Source organism: Citrobacter sp. RHB35-C21, from assembly GCF_013816515.1.
GTDB classification, from domain to species: domain Bacteria; phylum Pseudomonadota; class Gammaproteobacteria; order Enterobacterales; family Enterobacteriaceae; genus Citrobacter; species Citrobacter braakii.
The window spans coordinates 276,211-288,657 of record NZ_CP057147.1 but is presented as its reverse complement, the minus strand read 5'-3'; the positions used below and the strand labels follow the sequence as shown (position 1 = coordinate 288,657).

The 12,447-nt window shown below is 50.7% G+C and carries 12 protein-coding genes; 7 read left to right on the top strand and 5 right to left on the bottom strand.

The features are described 5' to 3' along the window. Window positions 1-189 precede the first annotated feature (189 nt). Both yhhW and HVZ39_RS01360 read right to left on the bottom strand, forming a co-directional pair. Window positions 190-885: a quercetin 2,3-dioxygenase gene (gene yhhW / locus HVZ39_RS01365; protein ID WP_003023472.1), complete on the bottom strand. Its 696-nt coding sequence runs from the start codon at window positions 883-885 to the stop codon at window positions 190-192. A 123-nt stretch (window positions 886-1,008) separates the two neighbouring features. Next, entirely contained in the window at window positions 1,009-2,046 is a 1,038-nt protein-coding gene (locus HVZ39_RS01360) for an oxidoreductase (RefSeq protein ID WP_181633147.1), read from the bottom strand. Between the two features lie 456 nt (window positions 2,047-2,502). On the opposite strand from HVZ39_RS01360, the gene yhhY reads away from it, so the two are divergent. From yhhY to HVZ39_RS01330, 6 genes are all read left to right on the top strand, one after another. Next, window positions 2,503-2,991: an N-acetyltransferase gene (gene yhhY, locus HVZ39_RS01355; protein ID WP_019078130.1), complete on the top strand. Its 489-nt coding sequence runs from the start codon at window positions 2,503-2,505 to the stop codon at window positions 2,989-2,991. A gap of 46 nt (window positions 2,992-3,037) precedes the next feature. Then, entirely contained in the window at window positions 3,038-3,922 is an 885-nt protein-coding gene (locus HVZ39_RS01350; RefSeq protein ID WP_181633146.1) for a hypothetical protein, read from the top strand. Between the two features lie 324 nt (window positions 3,923-4,246). Then, complete coding sequence (locus tag HVZ39_RS01345) at window positions 4,247-5,461, top strand: PfkB family carbohydrate kinase (RefSeq protein ID WP_049283108.1); 1,215 nt, start codon at window positions 4,247-4,249, stop codon at window positions 5,459-5,461. A 15-nt stretch (window positions 5,462-5,476) separates the two neighbouring features. Beyond that, entirely contained in the window at window positions 5,477-6,238 is a 762-nt protein-coding gene (locus tag HVZ39_RS01340; RefSeq protein WP_181633145.1) for a glutamine amidotransferase, read from the top strand. A 53-nt stretch (window positions 6,239-6,291) separates the two neighbouring features. Beyond that, entirely contained in the window at window positions 6,292-7,263 is a 972-nt protein-coding gene (locus tag HVZ39_RS01335; protein WP_049283110.1) for a DMT family transporter, read from the top strand. Then, entirely contained in the window at window positions 7,260-8,294 is a 1,035-nt protein-coding gene (locus HVZ39_RS01330; protein ID WP_181633144.1) for a phosphotriesterase, read from the top strand. The genes HVZ39_RS01335 and HVZ39_RS01330 overlap by 4 nt, the downstream gene beginning before the upstream one ends. Window positions 8,295-8,338: 44 nt before the next feature. Here HVZ39_RS01330 and ggt read toward each other — a convergent pair whose 3' ends face one another. Then, window positions 8,339-10,081 (bottom strand): gamma-glutamyltransferase, encoded by a 1,743-nt coding sequence (gene ggt, locus HVZ39_RS01325; protein WP_181633143.1) that lies wholly within the window; start codon window positions 10,079-10,081, stop codon window positions 8,339-8,341. A 118-nt stretch (window positions 10,082-10,199) separates the two neighbouring features. Between ggt and HVZ39_RS01320 the strand changes: the two genes are divergently transcribed. Beyond that, the gene (locus HVZ39_RS01320; RefSeq protein ID WP_016157658.1) at window positions 10,200-10,640 is read left to right on the top strand and encodes a DUF2756 family protein; all 441 of its coding nucleotides are present in this window, start codon (window positions 10,200-10,202) and stop codon (window positions 10,638-10,640) included. Here HVZ39_RS01320 and ugpQ read toward each other — a convergent pair. Next, window positions 10,637-11,380, bottom strand: a complete 744-nt coding sequence (gene ugpQ / locus HVZ39_RS01315; RefSeq protein WP_047501430.1) for a glycerophosphodiester phosphodiesterase — start codon at window positions 11,378-11,380, stop codon at window positions 10,637-10,639. The genes HVZ39_RS01320 and ugpQ overlap by 4 nt on opposite strands. Continuing rightward, window positions 11,377-12,447 (bottom strand): sn-glycerol-3-phosphate import ATP-binding protein UgpC, encoded by a 1,071-nt coding sequence (locus tag HVZ39_RS01310; RefSeq protein WP_181633142.1) that lies wholly within the window; start codon window positions 12,445-12,447, stop codon window positions 11,377-11,379. The genes ugpQ and HVZ39_RS01310 overlap by 4 nt, the downstream gene beginning before the upstream one ends.

Genomic DNA, 12,447 nt, shown 5'->3' with positions numbered 1-12,447 from the left:
AGTTTACCACGGACGTGCGTGAACCTTCGCAGAGAAAAAAAGGAGTTTTTTATTGTGAGAAATACACAAAATCATTCGAGTTGCATCAAGGCGGCGACGCAGTAAATCCCCGGGAGCGTACATTAAGTACGCGACCGGGGTGAGCGAGGAAAGCCAACACAGATGCAGCTTTAAGCATGCCGTGTATTTTTATACTGGCGGCAGATCAAACAACAACACTTCGCTGTCGCTGTCGGCATGAATAGAAATCGCCTGCTCATCCCAGATTGCCAGACCATCGCTGGTGGTCGCTTTGGTTCCGTTAATTGTCACGTTACCTTTTACTACCTGGATCCAGACGCGGCGTTCAGCGGCAATCTGATGCACCGACTGCTCATCTTTGACCAGTGCCCAACGGTAAAGCTCCATATCCTGGTACACTTTCAGCGAACCATCACGGGCATCTGGCGACAGCACCAGTTGTTTACCCTGAGCGGCATCAAAACGGCGCTGCTCATAGCGTGGGGTAATACCGTTTTCCTGCGGCATGATCCAAATCTGATACAGATGCAGCTTCTCAGTATTGCTCGGGTTGTACTCCGAGTGACGGATCCCCGTCCCGGCGCTCATTATCTGGAACTCACCGGCCGGAACCTGCTCTTTGTTCCCCATGCTGTCCTGATGTTCCACCGCACCTTCCAGCACGTAAGTCAGGATTTCCATGTCTTTATGGGGATGAGTACCAAAGCCCTGACCTGCGTCGATCACGTCATCGTTAATCACGCGCAGTGCCGAGAACCCCATAAAGTTTGGGTCATAGTAGTTGGCAAAAGAGAAGGTATGCCAGGAATCGAGCCAGCCATGATTAGCGTGGCCACGGTCATTAGCTTTGCGTAAGTAGATCATTGTGTTCACCCCCAGATGTTTTCGATGGAGTAAGTGTGGACTCAATCCGTCGGGGATCATAGAGGGTGAAAATTGACTCCTCTGTTCAAAAAAAATGAACAAGCCCAGAGGAGTCTGCGCAAGCTATTTGGCGAGAGTTATCGTCGCCGGAGAAGCCTGTTCAAAGGCGCGTTCGAGGAGTTCCAGATTGGTAAGAACTTCAGATTCCTTGACATAATTAGGCGTACCGGCTGTCAGCGTCTGGTAAAGCGCATCATAGACGCGACCATAGTCCCCCACTTCCGGCTGCACCTCTTCTTTTACCGTCAGGCCGTCATCGTTGACGTACTCCAGCATCCCAATGGAATCGTCAGCAGCGAAACCTGGCTCACCTGGCATGATATTGGTCTTCAGGCTGGTTTCCTGCTGGTCGATGCCGTACTTCACAAACGAGCCTTTGGTACCGTGAACGATAAACTTGGGATAGTCGATTTTCACCAAGTGACTGGTTTTAACAATGGCTTTCAGAGAACCGTAGAACAGCTGTGCTTCAAAGGTATCGTCTGGATTCGCTTTGTTGCGCAGGCTGCGGATGTCATAGGCCACGCAATCGGGACGACCGAACAGCGAGATAATCTGATCCATGGTGTGTACGCCCAGACCATAGAATGCGCCGTCCTGCGGCAGTCCCGGCTTGGTTTCCGCCTCGGGGCGGTAGTAATCGAAATGGCTTTCAACCTCAACAATTTCGCCGAGCTTGCCGCTCTCAATCGCTTTTTTAGCGGTGAGGAAGCAGGAATCAAAACGACGATTCTGATATGGCGTAACGGTCAGCCCTTTGCTTTGCGCCAGTTCGAACAGTGCTTTTGCTTGCGCAAGCGTCGGCGTGAAGGGTTTCTCAACCAACACGTTTTTACCCGCTTCCAGCGCGCGTTTGGCGTATTCAAAATGACTGTCAGCATGGGTACAGACGATCACCAGCTTCACCTGCGGATCGTTTAAGATCTCGTCGAGGTCGCTGGTGAAGTGAATATGTGAATATTGTGGCGCCTGCTCTTCCGGCTTGGCGTGGCGGCGAAAAATGTGCGCGACATGCCAGCTATTTTTGCGGTTGAGGACGTACGGCAAATGGTAGCGAGTGGTGCTTTTACCAAAACCAATAAATGCGCAGTGTAAGGTCATGAGACGATCCTTTCGAAGGTGATTGTCTACACCATAGCGCAAAGCGGCTGGAGACTGAATGTTGGATTCTTTGCCGGATGGCGCTTGAACTGCACCACAGGGCGACAGGATCGGCCGTCGGCGTCGCAGGCAGTTTGTTCACGGCAAGCGCGCAGGGCCCGGAGCGTACTAAATGTACGTGAGGAGCACGAGCACTTCCCGGGGACGAAATGGCAAGTAAGCCAGGCAGACACAAAACCTCAAAAAAAAAGCCAGCAAAAGCTGGCTAAAGTAATACTGGAAGCAATGTGAGCAATGTCGTGCTTTCAGGTTCTCCGTAGGGGTTCCCCTGAACGCAGAGCAATAATAATCATTCTCATTCGCACTTGTCTACTTCTTTTTGCAAAAAAATGCAGTTGACGGAATTTTCTTTCTCAGCGAGTGTAAATACACAATTAACCCTGCTGGAGATAAGGAATGAGTGAGATAGTGATACGCCACGCTGAACCGAAAGATTACGACGCAATTCGTCAGATCCACGCCCAGCCGGAGGTGTACCACAACACCCTACAGGTTCCTCATCCTTCCCTCGAGATGTGGCAAGCGAGGCTAACCGAGCAAGCCGGGGTCAAACAACTGGTTGCCTGCATTGACGATATCGTCGTGGGGCATCTCTGTATTGAGGTCGCGCAACGCCCGCGTCGCAGCCACGTGGCTGATTTTGGTATCTGCGTGGATGCACGGTGGCACAATCGCGGCGTTGCCAGCGCGTTGATTCGCACGATGATCGACATGTGCGACAACTGGCTGCGCGTCGAGCGTATTGAGCTAACGGTATTTGTTGATAATGAGCCGGCCGTGGCGGTGTATAAGAAATACGGCTTTGAAATCGAAGGCACAGGTAAGAAATACGGCCTGCGCAACGGTGAATACGTTGATGCCTACTTTATGGCGCGCGTGAAATAAAATTAAGGGCGAGTCTTATCGCCCTTCTTATTGAAAGGACGCAAGAGTGAAAAAGTACCTTCCCCTGGTGTTGCTGGCAGCACTCTCCCCTGCTTTCGCCATTACCGTACAAAATCTCGATTCCGTGCCCAGCGCCATTCAACACCCGGAAGGTAAACAGATTTTTGCTGAGCAAATGGCGGGAGCAACCCCAGCCAAAGGATTTGGCGAGCTTCCACAGGGATTATCTGAGAACGCGTGGATTGCCTGGGTTGCGCCGAATGAAGATCCTGACAACCTGATCCTCACGGGTGCCAAAGCCTGGGGCAAAGACGGCAAATATATCGGTGTCGCCTGTTTCGCCGACAATCCGGCCGACGCCGGGCAGGCAAAGAAATACGCGGATAACAACTGTCCGGAAAACTACAGCAACGGGCGCGCCAATAAATTATATCTCGGCGTTTTTTCCTGGCAGAACCAACAGATAACGCCGATTGCACGCTCGGAAAAACCATTAAACCAACTCTCTGAGTGGAATAAAACCGCCGAAAAAGAGAGCGATGATGAGTCCGTCAGACCGCTGGCCTATTATACAAAACTGGATCTGGCACCGTACCGGATCGCACCCGATACGCTGGCGTTTGGGGTGCGCGGTGGATACTCTGAGGCGTATTCGGGCGGCGGCGCATTTTATGAAGTGCTGGAGCTCTATGCGATCAAAGACAACAGGATAATCAACGTGTATTCCGACCTTGTTTATCAATATACGGACATCGCCGGAGAGTGGAATAAAGACGGTACAAGACAGCACGACATCAGCGAAAGTAAATATATCCTCAAAATGCGTTCGGCAAAAACGCACGGGTTTTATGATTTAGAGCGCGTAAACCTGCAGGATAAAAGCAGCCAAATATTCCGCTGGTCTGAATCGCTGCAGCGATATGCGCCATAACCAACCAATAAGGCCGACATCGTTCTGAACGCTGTAGGCCATTATCCGTTATATCTCGCCGTTAAATTCAGGAGCGGAAGCGCTATCCGGCCCTGGCATAGAGTTTTTGATTGCAGTCCATCGTTTCCCCCGCCGTCATGTTCAGGCCTAACAACCACCTGAATTATATGGTTATTCACCTTTTTATCTTCATCGCTATTTTTCGTAACGTTAATAATATTAATATTACATTTTTGTTTTTTTTTGGTTTCTGCCATCACTTTATGGTGACAATCACAACAATATACTTCTCCTGGGACTAACTTAACCACGGTGAGGTAAAAAATGAAATTTGAACGCCATCATAGAATATTGAAAGAAATCAGTATTTCGGGAGTTGTAAAAGTTTCAAATCTGGCGAAAAGTCTCAAGGTAACAAAAGAAACCATTCGCTCAGATCTCAATGAACTTGCCGGACAGGGATATCTCACTCGCTGTCATGGTGGTGCATTTATTACCCTTGATTCTCTTGATAACGTTGCAAAAAACGAAATTGCTTATGTGCTGGAAAAATATGAATCAGCGCAGAAAATAAAAAAAGGTCTCTCTGCCATGAAAAATAATGTATGTGTTATTGGCTCGTTCAATGTTGATATTATCAGTTACCTACCGAGGCTACCCTCGACAGGAGAATCATTACTTGCCGATAAATTTATTTTTTCGCCAGGCGGTAAAGGATGTAATCAAGCTTTAGCGGCAAGTTATGCCGATTCTGATGTGCATTTTATTACTAAAGTAGGGTCAGACCATTTTAGTGATTACGCCATTAATTTTATAAACTCATCAAAAATCCATAAAAGTGTAATCTACCAGACCAAAGAAACACAAACTGGTACAGCTACCATCATGGTGAATGGAGATACCGGGGATAACGTCATCGCCATCTATCCAGGTGCTAATATGACAATTTCACCTGATGAAATCACCATACAAAAAGAAGCCATTATTCATTCAGATATTGTTCTTGTACAACTGGAGACAAATTACGAGGCGCTTCAGCAAACAATTCGTCTCGCACAAAAAAATGACATACCGGTAATTATCAATCCAGCGCCATATAATGAAATGGTCAATACCATCATTGATGACATCGATTACATTACGCCAAATGAAACCGAAGCTGGTCTCCTGGCAAACATGTCCGTCAATGACATTGAGTCAGCCAAATGTGCAGCGAAGATTATTCATCAGAAAGGTGTAAAAAATACCATTATTACTTTAGGTAGCAAAGGATCTCTCGCTTATGACGGAACGCAATTCATCTATTCTCCGGCATTCCCGGCAGTTGTAAAAAACACCGCAGGAGCTGGCGACGCCTTCAATGGCGCACTCGCATCTGGCCTTGCTAAAGGAAAATCACTGGCATCCGCATTATGCTACGCCAGCGCATTCGCCTCGCTTGCTGTTGAAACACCCAATGCCTCTGACATGCCAGAAAACGAATCCGTTCTACATCGCATTCAGAGTTCACATTACAAACAAACTATCTCAACTCACTAAATCAAGGAGCAGACTATGAACAATACGCAGAAAAAACTAAAGGTGCTCTTTATTGGAGAATCCTGGCATATTCACATGATTCATTCAAAAGGTTATGACAGCTTTACCTCCAGTAAATATGAAGAAGGCGCTACATGGTTACTGGAATGCTTAAAGAAAGGTGGTGTGGAAATTGATTACATGCCTGCTCACACCGTACAAATCGCATTTCCAGAAAGCATTGATGAACTAAACCGTTATGATGTCATTGTCATTAGCGATATCGGCAGCAATACATTCCTGTTGCAAAACGAGACATTCTATCAGCTCAAAATAAAGCCAAATGCTCTGGAATCAATTAAAGAGTACGTCAAAAATGGTGGTGGTCTGCTTATGATTGGCGGCTATCTGTCATTTATGGGTATTGAGGCAAAGGCCAATTACAAGAACACCATTCTTGCCGAGGTCTTGCCAGTTATTATGCTTGACGGCGATGACCGAGTAGAAAAACCAGAGGGTATCTACGCTGAGGCTGTCTCGCCTGAACATCCTGTTGTAGACGGATTCTCAGACTACCCGATATTTCTTGGATATAACGAGGTTGTCGCCAGAGAAGATGCTGATGTCGTATTAACAATAAATAATGACCCTCTATTAGTGTTCGGTAAATACCAACAGGGTAAAACCGCCTGTTTTATGAGTGACTGTTCGCCGCACTGGGGAACTCAGCAATTCATGTCCTGGCCGTTTTATACCGACCTGTGGGTTAACACGCTTCAATTCATCGCCAGAAAATAAAAAACAATGGAGTAACGAAAGTTACTCCTTTTATAAAATATAAGGATTGATGTATGAACAAGAATAAGTACTCAACCCCCTTACTGATGCTTGCAACCATCTTAGCCGGTATGCTTTCCCCAATGCAGTCTGCCGTTAATGGGCAATTGGGACACTGGTTGCAGGATGGTAATGCTTGCGCAGTAATCTCTTTCGCCAGCGGTCTGGTCGTCATGTTTTTTATTATTATTGCGCGTAAAGAAACACGCCATCAATTCGCGTCGATCCCTACGCTGATTAAAAAGCGGAAAATCCCCTTGTGGAATTGGTTTGCCGGGTTATGCGGGGCGATGGTCGTATTTTCTGAAGGCGCATCAGCCAGCGCGTTAGGCGTTGCCACTTTTCAAACTGCTTTAATTTCCGCCCTGCTCCTTTCCGGCCTGTTGTGCGACCGCTTTGGCGTCGGTGTGGATGAGAAGAAATATTTCACGCCATGGCGCGTTACTGGCGCATTGTTCGCTGTTATTGCCACGATTTTTGTCGTGTCGCCACAGTGGCACTCAACCTCGTTTATCCTACTGGCTATCCTTCCATTTTTGGCAGGATTACTCGCTGGCTGGCAGCCTGCGGGGAATGCCAAAGTCGCCGAGGCAACGGGATCCATGCTGGTTTCCATTACCTGGAACTTCATCGTCGGCTTTTGTGTCCTGGGTGCAGCGCTGGCGATACGTGTCGCATTAGGGCATGTCACCGTCCAGTTACCCGATACGTGGTGGATGTATCTCGGTGGCCCGCTGGGTCTGCTGTCCATCGGACTGATGGCGATTCTGGTCAGAGGTTTAGGACTATTAATGCTGGGTGTCGCCTCTACCGCGGGTCAGTTACTGGGATCGGTGTTGATTGATGAGTTAATCCCATCATTAGGCAATACGGTCTATCTGGTCACCATCATCGGTACATTATTCGCGTTAGTAGGTGCAATTGTTACCACCATCCCCGAATACAGAGCATCCAAAATGGCGAAAAAAATGGAGGTGTCAGGATGAAAGGCTTCCTGCAAACCGTAACGGGCCCAGTGGCACACTCAGAAATGGGTCTGACGCTACCGCATGAGCACCTGTTTAACGATTTGTCATCCGTTGTTGACGAGCCACAGTATGCTTTTTCACAGCAGTTGGTGGGAAAGAAAGTCAGTGCTGACCTGCAGTGGGGACTGAAACACGACCCGTACTGCTGCGCCGATAACATGGACAGAAAAGAGATTGATGATGTCATCTTTGAAATCAATAACTTCATGTCACTGGGAGGCAGGACGATTGTCGACGCGACGGGTTCTGAATCTATTGGTCGGGACGCCACTTCATTGCGGCAAGTGGCATTAAAAACTGGTTTGAATATCGTTGCTTCATCAGGACCTTATCTGGAAAAGTTTGAAAGCGCCAGGATCCACAAACCTGTCGAGTTATTAGCCTCACTTATTGATAAGGAACTGAATCAGGGGATTGGCGAGACGGATATTCGCGCCGGTATGATCGGTGAAATTGGCGTATCACCCGCTTTTACCCAAGCTGAGCGCAACAGCCTGCGCGCGGCGTCTCTGGCACAACGTAATAATCCCCATACGGCAATGAATATCCATATGCCAGGGTGGCTGCGGCTGGGTGATGAGGTACTGGATATTGTCCTTGAAGAGATGAACGTCTCTCCGGCAAAAGTTTCGCTGGCGCACTCAGACCCTTCAGGAAAGGATGTTGCCTATCAACGTAAAATGCTTGACCGCGGCGTATGGCTTGAATTTGACATGATTGGTCTGGACATTACTTTCCCCAAAGAAGGTATCGCCCCAGGTGTTCAGGACACCGCAGATGCGGTAGCACATCTGATTGAACTGGGTTACGCCGACCAGATCGTATTAAGCCATGATGTTTTTCTCAAACAGATGTGGGCAAAAAATGGGGGGAATGGTTGGGGATTTGTCCCAAATGTTTTCCTCGCCTATCTGGCTGCCCGTGGCGTAGATAACGATACTCTTCGCAAGCTCTGTATTGATAATCCGGCGCGGTTACTCACGGCGTAACTAACATATAGCCCGGCGCCTGATGCCGGGCTATTAATCAACAATCAGTAACCCGCCGTTAAATCATCCACGGAACGCGGGTCGGACGCGCCATACAGTGCGCCATCCGGTCCAACCATAATGCTCTGCGTGCTGCCCATCGCTTCTTTCAGCGCCACTTTCTGTCCTTTTTGCTCCAGCAGCTTAATTGTATCCGGGCTGAAGCCCTTCTCAATACGAAGCTCATCCGGCAACCACTGATGATGGAAGCGTGGTGCGTTGGTCGCTTCGGCGACGTTCATCCCGAAATCAATGCTGTTGACCACCATTTGCAGCACAGTAGTGATAATTCGACTCCCGCCTGGGCTGCCGGTAACCAGCCAGGTTTTCCCATCTTTTACCACGATAGTCGGCGACATAGATGACAGCGGACGCTTCTTCGGTCCGACCGCGTTGGCATCGCCGCCTACCAGACCGTATACGTTCGGTACGCCCGGCTTGGCAGAGAAGTCGTCCATTTCATTATTGAGCAGAATGCCAGTGTTACCCGCCACAATACCGGTCCCGAAGGTGGTATTCAGGGTATAGGTCACCGCCACGGCATTGCCGTCTTTATCCACCACCGAGAAGTGAGTGGTCTGATTGCTTTCATACGGGGCGAGCTTGCCAGGTTTAATCTCGCTGGAAGGCTTAGCCTTGTTGATATCAATCTGATCGGCAAGCGTTTTAGCATAGGCTTTGTTGGTCAGAGCCTGCCATGGCACTTTCACAAAATCGGGATCGCCCAGATACTCCGAGCGGTCAGCGTAGGCATACTTCTCCGCTTCAGCCATGACCTGCATGGCGTCGGCGCTGCCAAACCCGTATTTCTTCATATCAAAGTTTTCAAGAATATTGAGGATCTGCACGATGTGAATACCGCCAGAGGACGGCGGCGGCATGGAGAAGACCTGATACCCGCGATAGTCACCGCTAATCGGCGTACGCTCCACGGCTTTATAGCTGGCTAAGTCCTCTTTGGTCATCAGCCCGCCGTTCTTCTGCATTTCCCCGGCGATCTGATCGGCAATAGCGCCTTTATAAAACGCATCCGGGCCGCTTTCGGCAATCATTTCCAGACTTTTCGCCAGGTTCTTTTGCACCAGCTTATCGCCTTTTTTCAGCGGCTCGCCGTCTTTCCAGAAAATGGCTTTGCTGTTCTCGTGATTAGGGAGCACTTCACTGCCATAGGTTTTCAGATCGTCGGCCAGTGCGTCATTAACCACAAAGCCCTCTTCCGCCAGCTTCATCGCCGGACGTACTACTTTGTTCAGCGGCATCGTGCCGTATTTCTCCAGCGCCAGCGAGAAACCCGCGACGGTACCCGGCGTACCGGATGCCAGATGCGACGTCAGCGACTTTTTCGCATCGGCGTTGCCCTGCTCATCAAGGAACATGTCGCGGGTCGCGCCAGCAGGGGCCATTTCGCGAAAATCAATCGCCGTGGTGTTACCATCTTTGGTACGCAGCAGCATAAAACCGCCACCGCCCAGATTGCCCGCCTGGGGATGCGTCACCGCCAGCGCGTAGCCAACGGCCACGGCGGCATCGACGGCATTCCCACCCTGTTTAAGAATATCCACCCCCACCTGAGTGGCAAGCGCATCCACGGAGGCCACCATCCCCTGCTGCGCACGCACGGGATGGAACACATCCTCCTCAACACCGTATGATACCGGCGGCGCAGCCGGAGCGGCCGCAACGCTAAAACAACTTCCTGAGAGCAGAGCAGCAATGGCTACCCGGCGTAAAAACGTCGGTTTTATCATCGTTATTCTCCAGATGTATGGGGGTCAGCCCCCACTAAGCCTGGTGCATAACTCTGAAATAATCATCGTAACGGCGAGAAAGGAGTAAACTTAAGAGATCCCCGAGAGGAGAAAAGCGATGAAACGACTCTTACTTTTAGCCATGCTGTTGCCGTTTGCAGGCTTTGCACAGCCCATCAACACCATGAATAACCCGAATCAACCCGGTTATCAGATCCCGAGCCAGCAGCGTATGCAAACCCAAATGCAATCGCAGCAGATTCAGCAGAAAGGGATGCTCAATCAGCAGTTGCAAACGCAGACGCGTATGCAACAACAGCATATGGAAAACCAAATCAATTCCAACTCCCAGCGCGTCCTTCAGTCTCAGCCTGGCGAGTTTAATTCCAGCCAGCAGCAAATGCTGCCCAACAGCAACGGTGGAATGTTAAGTGGAACCCGTAACCCGGACAGCTCGCTGAATAAGCAACATATGCTGTCGGAGAAAAAGAACGGCGACATGCTGAAGCCCTCCAGCACGCCGCAGCCTAACGTTCCGTTAAAAACAATTGGGCCTTAACAGGGCTGGAAATCCGGACCAATCGTATCAATGGCATCGGTACAGATGCAGTCCACTCCCCAGCGTAGCAGTTCCGCCGCGCGCTGGGGTCGGTTGACGGTATACACCAGAATACGCAGTCCTGCGTCGCGCAGCGCATCCACGCGCGCTTCATCCAGCAGCTTGTGATTAAGATGAATAGAGACACAACCCAGCCGCGTTGTCAGCTCACGCCAGTCCTCGCGCCACTCATCAAGCAGTAAGCCTCTCGGCAGTTCAGGCGCCGCCTGCTGCGCCGCTTCAAGCGCGTCAATTTCAAAGGATGACAACAGCGGTGGTGTCATTCCCGCCCACAGTTCCCGAGCGGCCAGCGCTACGGCTTTGCCGGTTAACGTTCCGGTGCCGGTGGTGGGTTTAATTTCAATATTCGCCATCATACCGTGCTGACGGCAGCGCTCGGCCACTTGCGAGAGCAGCGGTAGCGGTTCGCCTTTAAACTCACCGCTAAACCAGCCACCGGCGTCCACGCGCAATAAATCCTGCCAGTTCAGCTCGCCTGCCACACCCCAACCATTGCTGGTGCGTTCCAGGTTGTCGTCATGCAGCAAGAAGATCTCACCGTCTTTCGACAATTTAGCGTCAAACTCAATCATGGTATGCCCGTATCGCGCCCCCATGTCGATCGCCGCCAGGGTGTTTTCCGGTGCCAGCTTACCGCCGCCGCGATGGGCGACGATATGGGGGTAAGGCCAGTTACTCATACGCGTTGTCCTGTTTCGCCATCAAAAAGATGCAGATGATTTTCTGGCAGATGCAGCCAGAGCGTGCTGCCTGCCGTCGGGCGATGCTGATGCGCCAGTCGCACCACCAGCTTTTGCTCACCCCAACGTCCGTGTGCCAGGTTATCCGCTCCCAGCATTTCCAGCGTGTCGACGACCAACGGCACGCCGCCTTCGGCCTGCGAGCTTAGCGCAATATGCTCCGGGCGGATACCCAACGTCATGTTACGCCCACCAGACTCCCTCGCGCTTCTGCCGAGGGGCAACGTCATGCCGTCATCCAGTTCAAAATGGGTGCCCGAGGCGCTGATGCGCCCGTCCAGCAGATTCATCGCCGGGCTGCCGATAAAACTCGCCACAAAGCGGCTGGCAGGCTTTTCATATACCTCAACCGGCGTGCCGATCTGCTCGGCAATGCCTTTGTTCATCACCATCACCCGCTGGGCGAGGGTCATCGCTTCTACCTGATCGTGCGTCACATACAGTGAGGTGGTTTTCAGTCGGCGATGCAGATGCTGTAACTCCAGACGCATCTGTACGCGCAGCTTGGCATCGAGGTTAGAAAGCGGCTCATCGAACAGGAACACCGCTGGGTCACGGACAATCGCCCGCCCCATCGCCACACGCTGGCGCTGACCGCCAGAAAGCTCGCGCGGACGACGCTTGAGCAGATCACCCAGCTCGAGAATACGCGCCGCCTCTTTCACCCGTTCGTCAATATGCTCCTTGCCCATCCCGCGGATTTTCAGCCCCCAGGCCATATTTTCTTCCACGCTCATATGTGGGTAGAGCGCGTAGTTCTGAAAGACCATCGCAATGCCGCGATCCTTAGGCTCCATTTCGGTGACGCGTTTATTATCAATCCAGATATCGCCGCCGCTCACCCGTTCAAGCCCGGCCACCATCCGTAGCAGCGTTGACTTACCGCAGCCGGATGGGCCAACCATCACGATAAATTCTCCGTCCGCGACATCCAGTGTCAGCGGTTTAATCACCTGGGTTTTGCCGTCCCAGCTTTTGGTTACTGCCTGTAGTTTTAAACCAGCCAT